We start from the raw sequence: 18,318 nt of genomic DNA on the forward strand, positions 1-18,318 counted from the left end.
CCGTGACCTTGCCTGCGGCTAGCATGTACGCATGCCGCTACAAGATCGTGATGCAAATCATGGGAATCGAATCCTCGCCGACGTCGTCGTTGTAGGTGCAGGGCTGTCCGGACTGGTAGCGGCGGCAACCGCCTACGCGGCAGGCAAGCGCGTGGCGATCCTGGACCAGGAACCAGCGGCATCGCTGGGTGGACAGGCGCATTGGTCCTTCGGGGGCTTGTTCATGGTTGACACCCCGGAGCAGCGCCGGCTGGGTGTCAGGGATAGCGCTGAATTGGCGCTCTCGGACTGGACGGCCTCCGCAGGCTTTGACCGGCAACACGATGCGATGGCGCGGCAGTGGGCCGAAGCGTATGTCCAGTTTGCGGCCGGTGAGAAGCGCGCCTGGTTGAAGAGCCTCGATGTCGGCATCTTCCCTCTGGTGCAATGGGCAGAACGCGGGGGTTATGGTCCCCAGGGACATGGAAACACAGTTCCGCGATTCCACGTTACGTGGGGAACTGGCCCCGCCCTCCTGGAGCCGTTCTTAGCAAAGGTACAGGAAGGCGTCCAGGCCGGAAGGGTATCGCTGCACTTCCGGCATAGGGCTACTTCATTGGCGACGACGGCCGGCCGGGTGGCGGGCGTCACGGGCCAGATACTGGAACCCTCGACGGCGGTGCGCGGGCAAGCGTCCTCGCGATCCGCCGTCGGGGATTTCGAGGCCAGGGCCGGCGCTGTCGTAGTGACCACCGGCGGCATCGGCGGCAATCACGAGACCGTGCGTCGGCAATGGCCGGGCAACGCTGCACCGTTGGACATGCTCAGCGGTGTTCCCGCTTCAGTGGATGGTGATTTCCTTCCTGTAGCGGAATCCCTCGGTGCATCGTTGGTGAACGGAGACCGCATGTGGCACTACCCCGAAGGAATCCACAACTACGATCCGGTGTGGCCCAAGCACGGCATCCGCATCCTTCCCGGTCCGTCATCCCTGTGGTTGGATGCGGATGGGCAACAGTTGCCGGCGCCTCTATTTCCGGGTTTCGATTCCCTTGGCGCGCTTCGGCACATCGTCGCCACCGGTCACAGCTATTCGTGGTTCGTCCTGAATCGCACCATTGCCCTCAAGGAACTAGCGCTGTCCGGATCCGAGCAGAACCCGGACCTGACCGGGAGGGACGTGTCACTGCTCGTTTCGCGACTGAAACCAGGCAGCGATACTCCCATACAACGCTTCCTGGACAAAGGCATCGATTTCATTCAGGGATCCTCGCCTCATGACCTTGCCGGAAAAATGAACGCACTCGCTGGAAATCAACTGGTCAGCGCTGACCACTTGGACGCGCTGGTGCGCGCCCGCGACCTTCAAGTGGCCAGCGGGCTGGGCAAGGACCCCCAATTGGCTGCTATCCGCGCGGCCCGCCGTTTTGCCACTGACAAACTGATGCGCGTGGCTCCCCCACACCGCCTGGCGGATCCTGCCCACGGACCACTCATTGCCATCAGGCTGTCCGTCCTCACAAGGAAGAGTCTGGGAGGGCTGCAGACTGACCTCCGATCCCGGGTCCTGGACCAGGAAGACCGGGCGATCCCGGGCCTTTACGCAGCCGGTGAAGCGGCGGGCTTCGGCGGAGGCGGTATCCACGGGTACAGGGCACTGGAAGGCACCTTCCTGGGTGGATGTCTTTTCACGGGCAGGGCCGCGGGACGCCATGCAGCGGCGAGTGTCTAAGCTGAAGGCATGGATTGGTCGACCGACATACTGGGAATGGACTTCCAGTCATGCGCCTTGGACGTGGAAGGACCTGACGGTGTGGTGCGCCGTGCGACCCTTGTCCGCCACCGGCCTGAGTCGGCCACTCACGACGGCCAAGCCCCGCAAGGTGCGTTGCTATTCCTGCACGGCTGGAGCGACTACTTCTTCAACGTGGAACTTGCCAGGTTTTGGGCAGGGCACGGTTACGAATTCTATGCATTGGACATGCATAACCATGGACGGAGCCTGACTTCAGGTTCGCCAGGCGGTTACGTGGCCAACCTTGGCGACTACGACGCCGAAATAAGCCGCGCCATCGAGGTCATCCGCAGCGACAGCCCGGGATCCCGCCTCAACGGCGTTGCACTGATGGGCCATTCCACCGGCGGCCTCATCGCGGCGCTGTGGACGAGCAAACACCAAGGCCAAGTTCAATACCTGATCCTGAACAGCCCCTGGCTTGAGATGCACGGCAACTCGATCGTACGGCGTGCCGCACAAGCCATGGTGGGACCCATTGCCAGAGTCCGGCCCGAGATGGTCTTAAGGCTGCCGGAGCGTGGATTCTACTTCCGTAGCATCAGCAATACCGCCGAAGGCGAATGGCCGCTGGATGAAAAGTACCGGCCACCCTTGGCCTTTCCCGTCAGGGCCGGTTGGCTTAGCGCCGTCCTGGCCGGCCACTCACAGGTTGCACGCGGCCTGGACCTGGACATCCCGGTCCTGGTTCTGACATCGGCAGCCAGCGCCAACGGAATGGTGTGGCAGGAGTCCATGCGGCGTTCGGATGCTGTACTGGACGTCGGGATCATCGCATTGCGTGCCATGGCCTTGGGGCGCAGCGTGACTCTGGAAAGAGTGGATGGCGGGCTGCATGATGTCTTCCTGTCCGCACCCAACGTCCGGGCCGATGCCTACGCGAGGCTTTCACGATGGATTCGCGGATACATGGAAAGTGACTTGCCGCAGGCACGGCAGGAAGGGGACACATGACCACCACTGAAGAATCGGTATCCCTGTGGCAACCTGACATCCTGGGCGCCGGATACGAGCGTCTGGAACTCCCCCTTTCTCCTGACGAGGAGGGCCCTGTCAAGGCAACACTCATCAGGCATGCCCCGCCCGTCACAGCTTCAACTCCTCACGGCATCCTTGATTTCTTCTCCACCTTCACGCAACGCAGGCGACGTGCGGCGTCAGTGGATCCCACGGGGGCGCCACGAGTGGTTCTCTACCTGCACGGCTGGGCTGACTACTTCCTCCAGACCGAACTGGCCGAGTACCTGACGGCGTCCGGCTTTCATTTCTATGCGCTGGACCTACGGAAATTTGGGCGGAGCCTGTTACCTGGCCAGACGCCCGGATACACAACCGATCTGGCTGTTTACGACGAAGACATCGAAGCAGCCTTACTGGAGATCGAACGAGACGTTGTGGCCCGGACCAACAGTCCAGCGTCGCCAACCATTCATATGCTCGCGCACTCCTTGGGAGGTCTGATTGCTTCTTTGTGGGCGGACCGCCATCCAGGCAGGATCGGGACACTTGTCCTGAACTCGCCCTGGCTGGAGCTCCAGGGCAGCAGCCTGGTTCGCAGCATCGCCATGCACCTGGTGGAGCCCTTCGCGCGAACGGACCCCAAGCGTCCGTTCAGGTTCCCTGAGATGCCTGCGTACTGGGAGAGCGTCAGCAACCAGGCCCATGGCGAGTGGCCGCTGGATCCCATCTGGCGTCCGCGCGCCTCATTCCCCATCCGCGCCGGTTGGACAAAGGCAGTGCTTGCCGGCCATAAAACGGTAGAGCGAAAACTCAACATCGATGCTCCGGTACTGGTCCTTTTATCGGGCCGGACCCGGATCCAGGCGGAATGGACGTCAGACCTCATGAGGGCCGATGCCGTGATCGACGTCGAGGAGACGTCCCGGCGCGCGCTGGGCCTGGGCAGGCGAACGGCTGTGTTCCGCTACCCAGGGGCGCTGCACGACATCTTCTTGTCGCGGAGGACCATCCGTCAACAGGCGTACCATGACGTGTCGGTCTGGCTTTCGTCCTACCCGTATTGAAGTAGCAGGCCCATGCTAATTTGCGGCCGGGGCTGCGTCGACTGCCCCGCCGTAGCGGCGATCCCGCTTGGCGTAAATCTCGACGGCGTCCCAAAGGGTGCGCCTGTCTACGTCCGGCCACAACGTGTCCATGAAGACGAATTCGGCATATGCGGACTGCCACAGCAGGAAGTTTGACAACCTCTGCTCCCCGGAACTGCGCAGGAAGAGGTCTACATCGGGGAGGTCGGGCTCGTCCAGGTACTTCTGGATGGTCTTTTCCGTCACCGATCCCGGCTTGAGTCGCCCGGCGGCAACATCCTCGGCTATGGCCGAGACGGCGTCGGCGATTTCCGCCCGGCCACCATAGTTAACACACATGGTCAACGTGCAGGTGTCATTGGCCTTGGTGAATTCCTCGGCCTCTTCAAGCTCACGGATCACCGAGCCCCAAAGCCTGGGTCGGCGACCGGCCCAGCGGATCCGGACCCCCCATTCATCGAGCTGGTTCCGTTGGCGACGTAGCACGTCCTTGTTAAATCCCATCAGGAAGCGGACTTCCTCCGGGGATCGTCGCCAATTCTCGGTGGAAAACGCATACACGCTAACGTACTTGATGCCTAGTTCAATGGCTCCGGCCATAACATCCAGCAGTGCCGGCTCGCCGGCCTTGTGCCCCTCAATTCGTGGCAATCCCCGCTGGTTGGCCCAACGCCCATTGCCATCCATGACAATCGCTACATGCTGCGGAATAAGTTCACTTGGAATATTGGGCGGAACGGCACCTGAACGATGTCCATAAGGGGCCACTACGGGCGAAGTCCGTGTCCGGGTTGTCTTGCTTTTCTTTCCAAGTGCCACAGTCAGCTTCGCTCCACATGTTTGAGTGATTTCAAGGCGCGTTCCAAATGCCATTGCAGGTAACTGGCCACCAGTCCGGCTGCTTCGCGTCGATGCCGCGAATCCGAGGCGTCAGCGACCCTCCAATCCCCGGTGAGGAGGGCTCCGAGCAAAACCACGGTTTCCGGCGCCGGGGCCGGTGAGCCAGGAGGGCGGCAATCGCCACACACCATTCCACCCAGTGGTGCGGCAAAGGCCGTGTGCAGCCCGGGCTTGCCGCACCGCGCGCAATCAGTAAAGCTCGGCGCCCATCCACCAGTGGCCAACGCGCGCAGGAGATAGGAGTCCAGGATAAGTTCTGGAGCATGGTCCGAGCGGCTGAGCGCCGCCAAGGCACCCACCAGGAGGTTGTACTGGGCAGTGCCGGATTCGGCGTCCGCGTCCGTAAGCTTCTCGGCCGTCTCCGTCATGGCAGCAGCTACAGTGAAGCGGCCATAGTCCGCTGCAATGCTGCTCCCATAGGCGCCTTTGGCAACAGCCTGGGTGACGATATCCAGAGTTCGGCCAGAGATAAGCTGCAAGTCGGCCACCATGAACGGTTCCAGCCGGGCGCCGAAACGGCTGGTGGTCCTCCGCACACCTTTTGCGACCGCACGGACTTGCCCATGATGCTTGGTCAACAGGGTAATAATCCGATCTGCCTCGCCCAACTTATGGGTGCGGAGCACAACGGCATCGTCCCGGTAGGACCGTGCTGCAAATGAGGAGGGATTGGCCACAACTAATCTTCGCACTAAGCCGGTGGCCAAGAAGGACACAAGACCGTGTGGTGACGGTATTTCCCGTCACCACACGGTCCAGGCGTTAGGCCCGGGCGTCCCGAACTGCCCGGTTTACGGCAGAGATGAGTGCCTTGAGTGAGGAAGTAGTGGTGCTGGGATCGATTCCCACACCCCAGAGGACACGTTCGCCCACCGCGCACTCAACATAAGCAGCCGCACTTGCGCTGCCGCCCTCTGACAATGCGTGTTCGCTGTAGTCGAGCACCCGGACATCAACGCCGTCGTGGTGCAGGATGTCCAGGAGCGCGGCGATTGGACCATTACCGTGACCGGTCCTGCGCACCTCCACGCCATCAATCCGCAGGTTCGCGTTCATGGTCATGGCGCCGGACTCGTCCGTTTCGGTGCTTACGCTGCCCAAGGAGTACCGGCCCCACTGGGCTTGTTCCTCATCGGAGGGCAGGTATTCGTCCTGGAAGATCTGCCAGAGCTGCGCCCCGCTGACCTCGCCACCAACAGCGTCTGTCCGGCGCTGGATGACGCCGGAGAATTCAATCTGGGCGCGCCGCGGGAGATCGAGGTTGTGCTCGTTCTTCAGCAGGTATGCGACGCCGCCCTTGCCGGACTGCGAGTTGACCCGGATGACAGCTTCATAACTTCGGCCCAGGTCCTTGGGATCAATAGGCAGGTACGGAACCTGCCAGGTGAAGTCGTCCACGGGCACGCCCGCCGCTGCAGCATCCTTCTCCAGTGCTTCGAAGCCCTTCTTGATGGCGTCCTGGTGCGAGCCGGAAAAGGCAGTGAAGACGAGATCGCCACCATAGGGCGAACGTTCGGGAACCGGCAACTGGTTGCAGTACTCAACCGTGCGGCGGATCTCGTCGATGTCGGAGAAGTCGATCATGGGGTCTACGCCCTGGACAAACATGTTCAGGCCCAGGGTGACGAGGTCAACGTTTCCTGTGCGCTCCCCATTGCCGAACAGGCAGCCCTCAATGCGGTCTGCTCCGGCCAGATAGCCGAGCTCCGCGGCAGCAACGCCGGTACCGCGATCGTTGTGCGGGTGCAGCGAAATGATGATGCCGTCGCGGGGATGCAGATTGCGGTGCATCCACTCAATGGAGTCGGCGTAAACGTTCGGAGTAGCCATCTCCACCGTGGCAGGCAGGTTGATAATGACCTGCTTGTCCGCTGATGCTTCAAAAACATCTGCAATCGCGTTGCAAACCCGGGCTGCATACTCCAGCTCGGTTCCAGTGAACGACTCCGGAGAGTACTCGTAGGTGATGTGGGTATCGGTCAGCGTCTCTTCATACTTCTTGCACAGGCGGGCACCCTGCAGGGCGATATCAAGGATGCCATCCTCGTCCTGGTTGAAGACGACCCGGCGCTGCAGCACAGAAGTGGAGTTGTACAGGTGCACGATCGCCTGCTTGGCACCCACCAAGGACTCATAGGTCCGTTCGATCAGGTGTTCACGCGCCTGGGTGAGGACCTGAATAGTGACGTCGTCCGGAATATGGCCGCCTTCGATCAGCTGCCGAACGAAATCAAAGTCGGTCTGGGATGCGGAGGGGAACCCAACCTCGATCTCCTTGAATCCCATGTTGACCAGCAGCTGGAACATCTTCAGCTTGCGCGCCGGGCTCATGGGATCGATCAGCGCCTGGTTGCCATCGCGCAGGTCCACTGCACACCAGCGTGGAGCCTTGGTGATGACTTTGTCCGGCCAAGTGCGATCCGGAACTTCGACAGTGATCTGGTCCTGGAAGGGCAGGTAGCGGTGAATCGGCATACCGGAGGGCTTTTGTGCATTACGCATGTCGTGTTGGCCTTTTCTCTAAGATCTAAATGAAAGCTTAGCCGGGCACAACTAAACTCCGCGGCGAGGGTGGCCCAGCTTTCAGATAGCTTTCAGGCCTCGCCGCGGCAGCTAAGAAGAAGCATTCCCGCACGCACAGGTTCACAGTAACACGGTGCGTATGATGACATTGCAACACCTCATGCAACGTCCACTATGCAGACGCAGCGACGGTGGCAACGCCGGCTGCAGCGTCCATTCAAGGAGCCACAGTGCCACAGTCGGGGATCACTCTTTCCAACATCGATCACAGCGTCCGGCCGCAGGACGATCTCTACCAGCACGTCAACGGTGCATGGCTGAACAGCACGACGATCCCTGACGACCGCCCGCTGGAAGGCACCTTCACCGCTCTGCGGGACGAGGCAGAACTGGCTGTCAAGGCGATCATCGAGGAAGCCGCGAACAAGGGATCATCAGCCTCCGGCATCGAACAGAAGGTCGGCGGACTTTACGCGAGCTTCATGGATGAGGCCGCGGCCGAGGCCAAAGGACTCGAACCCTTGCAGGACCGACTCAAGGAAGTCCAGTCCGTGGGTTCTGCAGAGGAATTTGCGGCGTTGCTGGGCCGGCTCTTCCGGTGCGACGTGTCCGGTTTGTTCTCCATCTACCCGGCACCCGACGCCGGAAACCCGGAGCGGATTCTTCTGTACATAGGCCAAGGCGGCCTCGGCCTCCCGGACGAGTCCTACTATCGCGATGAAAAGTTTGCGCCGATTGTGGCTGCCTACGGTGAATACATCGCCAAGTTGTTCGGCCTCGCCGGGGTTGCAGACGCAGAAGCCGCTGCTGGCCGCATCGTTGCTTTGGAAAAGGCCCTCGCATCCCACCACTGGGACAACGTCACCCTTCGGGATCCCCAAAAGACGTACAACTTGAAAACTGCGGAAGAAGCAGCGAAGCTGTTCCCCCTCTTGGATACCTGGTTTGACGCCGGCCGCGTCGATGCCGGCAAACGCGGCGAGATCGTGGTCAGCACGCCGGACTTCTTTGACGGCGCGGCGGCGCTTCTGGAATCGGAACCCCTTGCCGTCTGGAAGGAATGGCTGACCCTGAGGGTGCTCAGCTCTGCTGCCCCTTACCTGTCCTCGGAGTTTGTGGACACGAACTTCGACTTCTACGGGACTACCCTCAGTGGCACGCCACAGAACAAGGAGCGTTGGAAGCGCGGTGTGGCCGTCGTCGAAGCAGCACTTGGCGAGGCAGTGGGCCAAATCTACGTGGAGCGCCATTTCCCTGAGGGACACAAGGCCAGAATGCAGACCCTCGTGGGCAACCTGATCGCGGCCTACCGCGAAAGCATTTCTTCCCTTGAGTGGATGGGTGAGGACACCAAGGCCGAAGCCCTAAAGAAGCTGGACGCGTTCCGCCCCAAGATTGGTTTCCCTGAGAAATGGATCGACTACTCCGCCGTTGAGATCGACCCCAATGACCTCCTGGGTAACGTTGAGCGGGCGCATGACGCCGACGTCGATCGCCACCTGGATGAAATCGGCAAGCCGGTGGACTTGGACAAGTGGCTCATGACGCCACAGACCGTGAACGCCTACTATCACCCGATGCTGAACGAAATCGTGTTTCCGGCCGCTATCCTCCAGCCGCCGTTCTTCACGGCAGAAGCAGACGACGCCGTGAACTACGGCGGCATTGGTGCTGTGATCGGACATGAGATCGGGCATGGATTCGATGACCAGGGATCCCAATTCGACGGAAGCGGAGCCCTCCGCAATTGGTGGACAGAAGAGGACAGGACGGCCTTCGAAGCCCGCACGGCAAAGTTGGTTGCCCAGTTCGACGCCCTATCCCCCTACGCGGCACCTGACCACAAGGTCAACGGCAAACTGACCCTGGGTGAGAACATCGGCGACCTGGGCGGCCTCACCATTGCGTATAAGGCCTACTTGCTCAGCCTCGATGGTGCCGAGCCTGAGGTCCTGGATGGTTTCACAGGCCAGCAGCGGTTCTTCATGTCCTGGGCTGCCGGCTGGCGCCAGGTGATCCGCACCGAAGAAGCGATCCGCAGGCTTGCTACCGATCCACACTCCCCCAACGAGTTCCGCACCAATGCCATTGCCCGGAATCTCGACGCCTTCCACGAAACATTCCAGGTCAAGGATCAAGACCGGATGTGGATGGCACCTGAGGACCGAGTCAGCATCTGGTAGAGGTACTACAACGAATGGCCGGCCCCTGGATAACCCGGGGTCCGGCCATTCGTCTTTGGTCCCGCCTTGGCGCCATTGCGCCGTGCCAACTGCCACTGCGTGATGCCAAGCTGACTGCTACTGCGTTATGCCGCGCCGACTGCTACTGCGTGATGTAGAGCGGGTTCACCTGTTGGCAGACTGCTTCTTTGGCCGTCTGGTTGACCACATCGGGCGGAACCGAGGCCGCCCCATAGGCTGTCCCCGTTGCGAAGTCCGTACCCACGTAGAGCTGCACGCCCGAAACTCCCCGGACTTGCTGAACCTGTGCCGCCGGGATGCCGAACAGCGTGGCGACGTCCGTAGCAACATCAGCAAAGTCCGGACCGTAGTAGACCACGGTTTTCTCCACTGGGTTTGCCAAATATGACACTGACTGTGTAAATCCATTGCCGGTCAAGGTCGCCAGGATTTCCTGTGCCCTGGTCCCAACTCCGCTGCCGTTGGCGACCGCCACTGGCTGGATGGCTTTGTTATAAGCCGGGACTGGAGGGGCAGCGGTGGTAGGCGCCGCCGAAGGTGTTCCGTCCCCGGGCGCTGTTGGAGCCGGGCTTGAGGTTGCTCCGGGATTTGTCAGGTCCAGATCGGCGCGGAGGGCTGCGAAGAGCTGTGATGCCTGGGGCTCAACGAGCTCCAACCGGTTGGGGTCCACTGCAGCGGGCTGGGTGGGGACAGCGACGAACGCGACCTTGGACACATCGATGTCCTTCAGCCTTCCACCAATCGTCAACAGCGATGGCACCGACGCCAAGCCCTCATCGACGGTCAGGTTTTGCGTGACGACATCAGCGATCTGCAGCAGCCTTTGCGGGTTGCCGAGCGTGCCGTCGGCCTTCAGCTTCCGCGTCAGTGATGACAGAAATGCCTGCTGGCCCTTGATCCTGCCCAGATCGCCACCGTCGCCGAAGGCATGCCGGGTACGCAGGAACGCCAGTGCCTGCTCGCCTTCGACCTGGGAATTGCCCTTCGCCAAACGAAGACCGGAGTCGGGATCAAAGACGGGATCACTGACGCACACATCCACGCCTCCGACAGCCTTGGAGAGTTCCTTGACCGCGTTGAAGTCGGCCATCATGAAGTGATCTATTTCCAGGCCGGTGAGCTTGTTGATGGTGTCCACAGCGCAGCCTATTCCGGCTTCTGCCATGGCTTCGTTGATCATCACGCCGCTCCGCGCGGGGAACGTCTGGTTGTTGGTATGGTCCGTGCACTGGGGTACATCGACCAGGAGGTCACGCGGGAAACTCATGACGCTGACCCGTTTATTGTCCGCAGAAATGTCCAGCAGCATCATGACATCCGAGTGGCCGTAGCCCGTGGAATCGTCCGCGTTGCCGTACTGGGAGTTTTTCCCATCACGGGTATCTGACCCGAGGATGAGAATCTGCAGGCGGTCCGATTTGTCATTGACCACGGCATCACTGCTATCGCGTGATTCGGCAGCGGAAAGCGGGGCCTTGGTGATGTTGGTCTGTAGCCGGATAAACCAGAAGGCTGCAAAAGCAACGCCGGCAACGAGAGCCACCGATACGAGGCCGGTAACGATCTTTAGCCACAACGGGAGCCCCTTGGGCGCGTTCATGTGGCGCGGGGTTCCCTCGGGGTCCTCCCCATGGCGCGCCGCATCGGGAGCAGCGGTGCCGGGGCCCAGCGGGCGGGCGTCACGACGTCGCACTATTCGGTTACCTTTCCTCAAACACGTGGATCCCCGCAATCATAGTGGCCGATTCTGGGAAGTTCCTTATCGGGCCCAGGCCACGCCGTTGCCGTGACGCCGGGTCAGAAGCCGAGTTTTACCAATTGCTTGGGATCCCGCTGCCAGTCTTTGGCAACCTTGACATGCAAATCCAGGTAGATCCTGGTTCCCAGGAGCGTCTCGATTCCCTTACGCGCGTTGGTGCCGACTTCCCGCAGCCTGCTGCCACCCTTACCGATGATGATGGCTTTTTGGGAAGGCCGCTCCACGTAAAGATTGACGCGGACGTCCAACAAGGGATTGTCCTCCGTACGTCCTTCACGGGGCACGATTTCCTCAACGACCACGGCAAGCGAGTGGGGAAGTTCATCCCGGACACCTTCGAGTGCGGCTTCGCGGATGAGTTCGGCAATCATGACGGCCTCGGGCTCGTCGGTCAGTTCGCCATCCGGGTAAAGAGGGGGCGACGGAGGCATGTGCCCGATCAGTACGTCGGCAACAGTGGATACCTGGAAACCATCGGCGGCAGAAACGGGTACGATATCCGCCCAGCCTTGTTCTCCTAGGACTTCGCGACCCAAGGCAGCAACTGCGAGCAACTGTTCCGTCAGTGCCTGCCGGTCCACCAGGTCAGTCTTTGTCACAATGGCAACGATGGGCTTGCGGCCCACGGCAGCCAACTGAGCGGCGATGTACTTATCCCCGGGACCAATTTTCTCGTTGGCGGGCAAGCAGAAGCCGATAGCGTCCACCTCGGACAACGTGTCAGCCACGAGGTCGTTGAGCCGCTTTCCCAGTAGCGTGCGGGGCCGGTGGAGGCCAGGCGTATCAACCAGGATCAGTTGTGCATCTTCGCGGTGGACGATGCCACGAATCGTGTGGCGCGTGGTCTGCGGTTTGGCCGAGGTAATGGCCACCTTCTGCCCCACCAACGCATTTGTCAGAGTGGACTTACCCGCGTTGGGGCGGCCAACAAGGACCGAGAATCCGGCGTGGAAGCCACCGAAATCGTCATCGGCGTCGAATTTCTTATTTTGCTTGCTCACGTGGAACTCCCTGTTGCGTTGTGTCTGCCTCATCGAGAAGGTCTTCAAAGTCAGTGTCTTCCTTTGGCATGGCTGCCGCAATGATGTGGCTGACCCGGTTTCGGCGACCCTCAAGCCTATCTGCCTTTAGGGACACACCGTTCACTTCAACCGAGCTCCCAACGATCGGAACCTGGCCGAGGGCCTTGGCAAGGAGGCCTCCAACGGTGTCCACTTCGTCGTCGTCGAGGTCGATATCGAACAGCTCCCCGAGGTCATCAATGCTCATGCGGGCACTCACCCGGTAGGTTCCGTCTCCGAGGTCCACCGCTTCTTCCGCCGCGGCATCGTACTCGTCAACGATCTCTCCTACGATTTCCTCAATGAGATCCTCCAAAGTCACCAGGCCCGCTGTGCCGCCGTACTCATCGATAACGATGGCCACGTGGGTTGATTCCTTCTGCAGTTCTTTCAAGAGGTCGCTCACGGGCTTGGATTCCGGAACGTACCGAACATCCCGGGCGAGAGAATCGACGTCGTGCGGTTGCAGTCCGGGTTCGCCTCGATGCATCGCCGCAGCAACGTCCTTGAGATACAGAATGCCGCGGATCTGGTCCGTGTTCTCGCCAATGACCGGTATCCGGGAGTAGCCGGAGCGAAGGAAAAGGGCCATGGCCGCTTCAAGGTCCGAGCCCGTCCCAATGCTGACGATGTCCGTGCGCGGAACCATGACCGAGCGAACCAAGGTATCGCCGAAGTCAAAGACTGAGTGGATAAGCTCTGCTTCGTTGTCTTCGATCATGTCCGATTCTGCCGCCCGGTCCACGAACTCGCGGAATTCTTCCTCGCTGACAAACGCGTCATCACCGCCGGGGGCCCCGGGCGCGACTGCGCTCCCCAACGCGACCAGCCAGCCGGGAATCGGTCCGAGGATCCAGCAAAGGAACCTGATCAGCGGCGCGGTAAAGCGGACAATGGGACCGGAATGGGCGCGTCCCAACTGCCGGGGCGAGACGCCAACCAACACGAATCCGATGACGGCCATGATGCCAGTCGCCGCCAGGCCGGCAAGCCACACGTTGTCCAGCAAACTGTGCATGACGACAGCGACGGCGACCGCTGCCGCCATCTCGAACCACACCCGCCAGAACCGCAGGGCACGCATGTGTGCGACGGGGTTCTTGAGGATGCTCGCCAAGGCCTTGCCCTTGCTGCGGACTACCGATTGTTCAGCTTCGTGCCGGGGCAGGAAATTGAACGCAGCCTCAGCTGCGGTCAGCAAGGCCACGAAACTGAGGAAAACCAGTGCCATGCCGACCAGGATGAGCGAGGTCACTGCATGGTCTCCATGGGGGCATCCTTGCCCAGGAACTCAGACAGCAACTCACGCTGCAAACCGAACATTTCTTCCTTTTCCTCCGGTTCGGCATGGTCGAAACCAAGCAGGTGGAGGATGCCGTGCGTGGCGAGCAACAGCATTTCGTCTTGGGTGGTGTGTCCGGCGTTCCGAGCCTGCACTTCGGCCACCTGGGGGCAAATGGCGATGTCTCCGAGCATTCCCTGCGGCGTGGGTTTATCGGGCGTGCCCGGCGTCAACTCGTCCATGGGCACCGAGAGCACATCCGTGGCCCCTGGTTCGTCCATAAGTTCGATATGCAGCTTCTCCATGGCGGGTTCATCCACCAGGAGGATGGATAGCTCAGCCTGCGGATGGATGTAGAGGCGCTCGAAGATGAACCGCGACAATGTCACCAGTTGGGCTTCGTCCACGTCCACGCCGGATTCGTTGTTGATTTCAATGCTCATTTTCGTTCTCCACGTTTGTGATGTGTGCCGGCAGCCCCATCCGTACGGTGCGCGTCATCCCACCTGCTGTAGGCGGAGACGATGTCTGCAACCAAACGGTGCCGGACGACGTCCGCAGCCTCCAGGATGGAGAAATTGACGTCATCGATCCCACTGAGGATTTCCCGTACGATCCGGAGTCCGGAGGTGGAGCCAAAAGGCAGGTCGATCTGCGTTACGTCTCCTGTAACAACCATCTTGGAACCGAATCCGAGACGGGTCAGGAACATCTTCATTTGTTCAGGGGTGGTGTTCTGGGCCTCGTCCAGGATGATGAAGGCGTCGTTGAGCGTCCGGCCACGCATGTAGGCCAACGGTGCGACTTCAATGGTGCCGGCAGCCATGAGCCGGGGAATGGACTCGGGATCCATCATGTCGTGCAAGGCGTCGTAAAGCGGACGCAGGTAGGGATCGATCTTGTCGCTCAGCGTTCCCGGCAGGAAGCCCAGCCGCTCCCCCGCCTCAACAGCGGGCCGGGTCAGGATGATCCGGCTTACTTCCTTGAGCTGAAGGGCCTGCACGGCCTTGGCCATGGCGAGGTAGGTCTTGCCAGTACCTGCCGGGCCAATACCGAAGATCACTGTGTTCGCATCGATGGCATCCACATAGTTCTTCTGGTTCAAGGTTTTGGGCCGGATGGTTTTGCCACGACTCGAGAGAATGTTGTGGGTAAGGACATCCACGGGATTCTGGACTGACTGTGTCCTCAGGAGGGAAACGAGCTGCTGGAGGACATCAGGGGTAACGACGGTCCCCCTCGCCACCAGTCCGCGGACCTCCTCAAGGAGGCGCATGATGCGCGGTATGACCGTGGACGGACCGGACATGGACAATTCATTGCCGCGAACGTGGAAGTTGACGTCCGGGAACTGCTCCTCGATGTAGCGCAAGGCTTCGTCATGGCTGCCCAATGAGTGAACCATCTGATCGGAGTTGTCGAACGTGACGATTTCCGTGCGCGTGCCCGGTAAGGTGTGCGGGAACTCGGTGGTGGCTGGGTTCCCGTTTCCGGTCCGCAGCCGCCCATTCAGGGATTCACTCATAGTGGTGGCCGTACGGCCTCTTCTCCTCTGGTCGGATAACAGTTGGTCCATCGTTTCGACAATGGGACTGGCTCAACCGCCAGGCCATATGCCGGAATGCCTTCAATCCTACGCCAGCCCGGCAGACCGCGGGCGTTTGCCCGCCCATCCTCCCCTGAGGGCTCCGTCGGCTGCGACATTGTCTCAACTCGGCATCAAGCGGGTATCAATCCTGTTTCAGTTGCCGCCAGTACCCACAAACCCGGCAAGCCGCCGTCGACGATATGCCAAGCTGGCTGGAGCGGGTAGTGAGACTACGCCCGTTGGACGGGCCGGCGACAACCGCCGGCCGCAAAGGCAAGGAAACCCCCATCGCGCAGTCAGTAAGCCATCAGCCCGGCGGGCGAAAGCGGAAAAAGTCCGCCGTCGCAGCGCCTGCGATGCTTGCTGTCCTTTTGCTCACCGGCTGTATCGCCAACGGTGGACCCACCCAAGCTACCTCCAGTGCGCCACCAGTCAGCGTCCAGGAAGCTCCGGCCAGCAATGCTCCCTTGGAGACCACCCAGGCGTCCACCAAGATCCCGGTCTACTGGATTGGCCGCAGCAAAGAAGATGTCTACCTGTACCGCGAATTCAGGGACATCTCCGGCGACGGAAACCCCGTCACCACAGCGCTGCGGATCATGATGGCTGATAAGCCGTTGGACCACGACTTCTTCACTCCTTGGCAGGACCCAGGCAGCCTGGCAACATCCATTTCGGGCAAGAACGTGATCACAGTTGATATTTCGCGGGATGCCTTCAATTCCAACCTTGATGCAGGTATGGCGCAGCGCGCTGTGCAGCAGCTGGTCTACACGGCCACCGCAGCGGCATCGTCATCGGGCCTGATCAACTCAGGGCAGCAGATCCAAGTGGTCATCCTGGTGGACGGTCACACGGATTTCATGGCGTTCGGCCAGGTGCGGCTCGGTCAACCGATGGCCAGGGACGCTTCCTTGGTGGCGCCACTATGGATCATCGATCCGCAGGAGGACACTTCGCTCCCTGCGGGGGCAGTTAAGTTCAATGGCCGCAGCACTGACAGCTCCAAGCCCGTCAGCTGGCAGATCCTCCGGGACAACGGCAATGGCGAAAAGGCAAGCCTCCTGACCGGCCAGACAAAAGCCACAGGAGAGCCGGGGCAATTCGGCGTCTTCTCGTTCAGCGCGACCCTGAAACCAGGGAAATACGAATTGCGCGTATCCCAGGTCCAGGACTCCGGGCAAGCAGACACATCCACCATGGATACGCGCCTTTTCAGCGTCGGCTAGACCCAGCGCCCGCTAAGGTAGCTTCAGCTGCCAGGCCGCACGGCCTACCAGCGACCCAGGACGTCGGAGGCGAGTACGACGGCGGCGGGTCCCGCCGTCGAGGACCTCAGGACATGGTGGCCCAAGAGAGCCGTAACCGCCCCGGCGTCGTTGAGGCGGGTTACCTCGCGCGGCGAGATGCCGCCTTCCGGCCCCACGATCAAGAGGACTTCACGCGGCGAGTCCAGCCCGCCGCCCTCAGCCACGATCGGCGCTTCAAGGACGGTGCGCAAAGGGTTCTTGGCGTCCTCGTGAAGGATCACAGCCAGATCCGCGGCAGCAACAGCCTTTGCCAACGCCGCGGAATCCAGGATAGGACGCACCTCCGGTATCCACGCCCGGCGGGCCTGTTTCGCCGCGGCAGTGACCACAGACTGCCACTTCGCGTGGGCCTTCGCAGCGCGATCCCCCTTCCAGCGGACGATGGATCGCTCAGCCTGCCATGGGATCACTGCGTCTATGCCCAGTTCGGTGGCCGTCTCAATGGCCAACTCGTCGCGGTCACCCTTGGCTAAAGCTTGGACAAGCACCAAACGCACGTCCGGCTGGTCTTCGAAAATCACACCGGACGCCATGACGGACAAACTTCCAGGGCCGACCTCTGCCACCGTGCCTGTCAGGCGGGCTCCTGCGCCGTCGGCAATGTCCACAGCCTCACCGACAGTGAGTCTCTTCACCGTGACGGCATGCCGGGCTTCTGGACCGTCGATGACGAACAACGCGCCCGGCTCAACACCATGCAGGCTCCCGGCGGGCGTGAAGAAAACGGGGTTGCTCACCGCTACAGGTTACCGAGCTTGTCCCGCAGCTTGGCGAACATGCCGCCGCTGGCCACGAGTTTGCCTTCGCTGAACTGCTCACCGCGCAACTTGGCAAGCTGCTGCAGGAGCTCTTCCTGTGCCGGATCCAGCTTGACCGGTGTCTCAACGTGCAGGTGTACCTTGAGATCGCCGCGGCCGTAGCCCCTGAGGTGGGTGACGCCCAAACCGCGAAGCGTGATGACCTCGCCGGACTGGGTGCCAGCCTTGACGTCGATCTCCTGGGGCCCGTCGAAGGTTTCCAGGCTCAGTTCCGTACCCAAAGCTGCTGCCGTCATGGGAACGCTCAGCGTAGCGTGAAGGTCGTCGCCTTCGCGGATATAGGTGGAGTCACTGTTGACGCGGATTTCCACATAGAGGTCACCGGCAGGTCCGCCTGCCGGTCCCGCTTCGCCCTGTCCGGAGAGCTGGATCCGCGTACCCGTGGCAACGCCGGCAGGTACCTTGATGGTGAGCGACCGGCGGCTCCGGATGCGGCCCTGCCCGTTGCACTCATTACAGGGGTCCTTGATGACTGTTCCGAAGCCCTCGCAGGAACCACATGGTGCCGTGGTCATGACCTGGCCCAGGATGGATCGAACGGCCCGCTGGACTTGGCCACTGCCGCCGCAAATGTCGCAACGCTCCGGGTGCGTACCCGGCCGGCAGCAGCTGCCATCACACGTGGGGCAGACCACTGCCGTGTCAACTTCGAGCTTCTTGTTGACACCAAACACGGCGTCCTTGAGGTCGATGCGGACACTGATCAGTGCGTCCTGGCCCCGGCGCACGCGGGAGGCCGGACCAGCATGCCCGCCGCCACCGCCAAAGAAGGTATCGAAGATGTCCTGGAACGCGAAGCCCTGGCCGGAGTAGCCGCCACCGAAGCCGTTGTCAGTGCCGTTCTCGTTACCGGTGGCATCGTAGACGCGACGCTTTTGGGGGTCGGACAGCACTTCGTAAGCATGCGTCACGGCCTTGAACTGCTCCGCGACATCCTCCCCCGGGTTCACGTCCGGGTGAAGCTTGCGCGCCAACTTGCGGTACGCCTTTTTGATCTCTTCCCCGGTGGCTTCCGGCGAGACTCCCAAAACGTCATAGTGGCTGCTCAAAGTCG

General features: G+C 61.2%; 15 protein-coding genes. 5 read left to right on the forward strand and 10 right to left on the reverse strand.

Going from position 1 to position 18,318, the window contains the following annotated elements; all coding sequences use genetic code 11:
* Nucleotides 1-31 precede the first annotated feature (31 nt).
* From LDN90_RS13525 to LDN90_RS13535, 3 genes are read left to right on the forward strand one after another with little or no spacing between them, the layout of a single operon-like run.
* Nucleotides 32-1,711, forward strand: coding sequence for an FAD-binding dehydrogenase (locus LDN90_RS13525; protein WP_223946149.1), 1,680 nt, complete (start codon nucleotides 32-34; stop codon nucleotides 1,709-1,711).
* Nucleotides 1,712-1,720: 9 nt separating this feature from the next.
* The gene (locus LDN90_RS13530; RefSeq protein WP_223946150.1) at nucleotides 1,721-2,728 is read left to right on the forward strand and encodes an alpha/beta hydrolase; all 1,008 of its coding nucleotides are present in this window, start codon (nucleotides 1,721-1,723) and stop codon (nucleotides 2,726-2,728) included.
* Nucleotides 2,725-3,798, forward strand: coding sequence for an alpha/beta hydrolase (locus LDN90_RS13535; RefSeq protein ID WP_216925604.1), 1,074 nt, complete (start codon nucleotides 2,725-2,727; stop codon nucleotides 3,796-3,798). Before LDN90_RS13530 ends, LDN90_RS13535 begins: the two co-directional genes overlap by 4 nt.
* A gap of 15 nt (nucleotides 3,799-3,813) precedes the next feature.
* Here the strand turns inward: LDN90_RS13535 and LDN90_RS13540 are convergent, their stop codons facing one another.
* From LDN90_RS13540 to leuA, 3 genes are all read right to left on the reverse strand, one after another.
* Nucleotides 3,814-4,638: an isoprenyl transferase gene (locus LDN90_RS13540; protein WP_223946152.1), complete on the reverse strand. Its 825-nt coding sequence runs from the start codon at nucleotides 4,636-4,638 to the stop codon at nucleotides 3,814-3,816.
* A gap of 2 nt (nucleotides 4,639-4,640) precedes the next feature.
* Complete coding sequence (gene recO, locus LDN90_RS13545; protein WP_223946153.1) at nucleotides 4,641-5,396, reverse strand: DNA repair protein RecO; 756 nt, start codon at nucleotides 5,394-5,396, stop codon at nucleotides 4,641-4,643.
* Nucleotides 5,397-5,481: 85 nt separating this feature from the next.
* Nucleotides 5,482-7,221 (reverse strand): 2-isopropylmalate synthase, encoded by a 1,740-nt coding sequence (gene leuA, locus LDN90_RS13550; protein WP_216925601.1) that lies wholly within the window; start codon nucleotides 7,219-7,221, stop codon nucleotides 5,482-5,484.
* 251 nt (nucleotides 7,222-7,472) lie between these two features.
* Here leuA and LDN90_RS13555 point away from each other — a divergent pair, with 251 nt between their 5' ends.
* Nucleotides 7,473-9,425: a M13-type metalloendopeptidase gene (locus LDN90_RS13555; RefSeq protein WP_223946154.1), complete on the forward strand. Its 1,953-nt coding sequence runs from the start codon at nucleotides 7,473-7,475 to the stop codon at nucleotides 9,423-9,425.
* A gap of 142 nt (nucleotides 9,426-9,567) precedes the next feature.
* Here the strand turns inward: LDN90_RS13555 and LDN90_RS13560 are convergent, their stop codons facing one another.
* From LDN90_RS13560 to LDN90_RS13580, 5 genes are all read right to left on the reverse strand, one after another.
* On the reverse strand, nucleotides 9,568-11,139 hold the full coding sequence (locus LDN90_RS13560) for an LCP family protein (protein WP_223946155.1): 1,572 nt from the start codon (nucleotides 11,137-11,139) through the stop codon (nucleotides 9,568-9,570).
* A gap of 104 nt (nucleotides 11,140-11,243) precedes the next feature.
* Nucleotides 11,244-12,206: a GTPase Era gene (era, locus tag LDN90_RS13565; RefSeq protein WP_216925598.1), complete on the reverse strand. Its 963-nt coding sequence runs from the start codon at nucleotides 12,204-12,206 to the stop codon at nucleotides 11,244-11,246.
* A complete protein-coding gene (locus tag LDN90_RS13570; protein WP_216925597.1) occupies nucleotides 12,190-13,521 on the reverse strand; it encodes a hemolysin family protein in 1,332 nt (443 codons plus the stop codon). Before LDN90_RS13570 ends, era begins: the two co-directional genes overlap by 17 nt.
* The gene (gene ybeY / locus LDN90_RS13575; RefSeq protein WP_216925596.1) at nucleotides 13,518-13,991 is read right to left on the reverse strand and encodes an rRNA maturation RNase YbeY; all 474 of its coding nucleotides are present in this window, start codon (nucleotides 13,989-13,991) and stop codon (nucleotides 13,518-13,520) included. The genes LDN90_RS13570 and ybeY overlap by 4 nt, the downstream gene beginning before the upstream one ends.
* Entirely contained in the window at nucleotides 13,988-15,073 is a 1,086-nt protein-coding gene (locus LDN90_RS13580; protein ID WP_223946156.1) for a PhoH family protein, read from the reverse strand. Before LDN90_RS13580 ends, ybeY begins: the two co-directional genes overlap by 4 nt.
* Nucleotides 15,074-15,492: 419 nt before the next feature.
* On the opposite strand from LDN90_RS13580, the gene LDN90_RS13585 reads away from it, so the two are divergent.
* Complete coding sequence (locus tag LDN90_RS13585) at nucleotides 15,493-16,365, forward strand: GerMN domain-containing protein (RefSeq protein WP_216925657.1); 873 nt, start codon at nucleotides 15,493-15,495, stop codon at nucleotides 16,363-16,365.
* 44 nt (nucleotides 16,366-16,409) lie between these two features.
* Here LDN90_RS13585 and LDN90_RS13590 read toward each other — a convergent pair whose 3' ends face one another.
* Both LDN90_RS13590 and dnaJ read right to left on the reverse strand, forming a co-directional pair.
* A complete protein-coding gene (locus LDN90_RS13590; RefSeq protein ID WP_223946158.1) occupies nucleotides 16,410-17,183 on the reverse strand; it encodes a 16S rRNA (uracil(1498)-N(3))-methyltransferase in 774 nt (257 codons plus the stop codon).
* A gap of 2 nt (nucleotides 17,184-17,185) precedes the next feature.
* On the reverse strand, nucleotides 17,186-18,313 hold the full coding sequence (gene dnaJ / locus LDN90_RS13595) for a molecular chaperone DnaJ (protein ID WP_216925593.1): 1,128 nt from the start codon (nucleotides 18,311-18,313) through the stop codon (nucleotides 17,186-17,188).
* Nucleotides 18,314-18,318 lie beyond the last annotated feature (5 nt).

The organism is Arthrobacter sp. NtRootA1, assembly GCF_019976975.1.
GTDB classification, from domain to species: domain Bacteria; phylum Actinomycetota; class Actinomycetes; order Actinomycetales; family Micrococcaceae; genus Arthrobacter; species Arthrobacter aromaticivorans.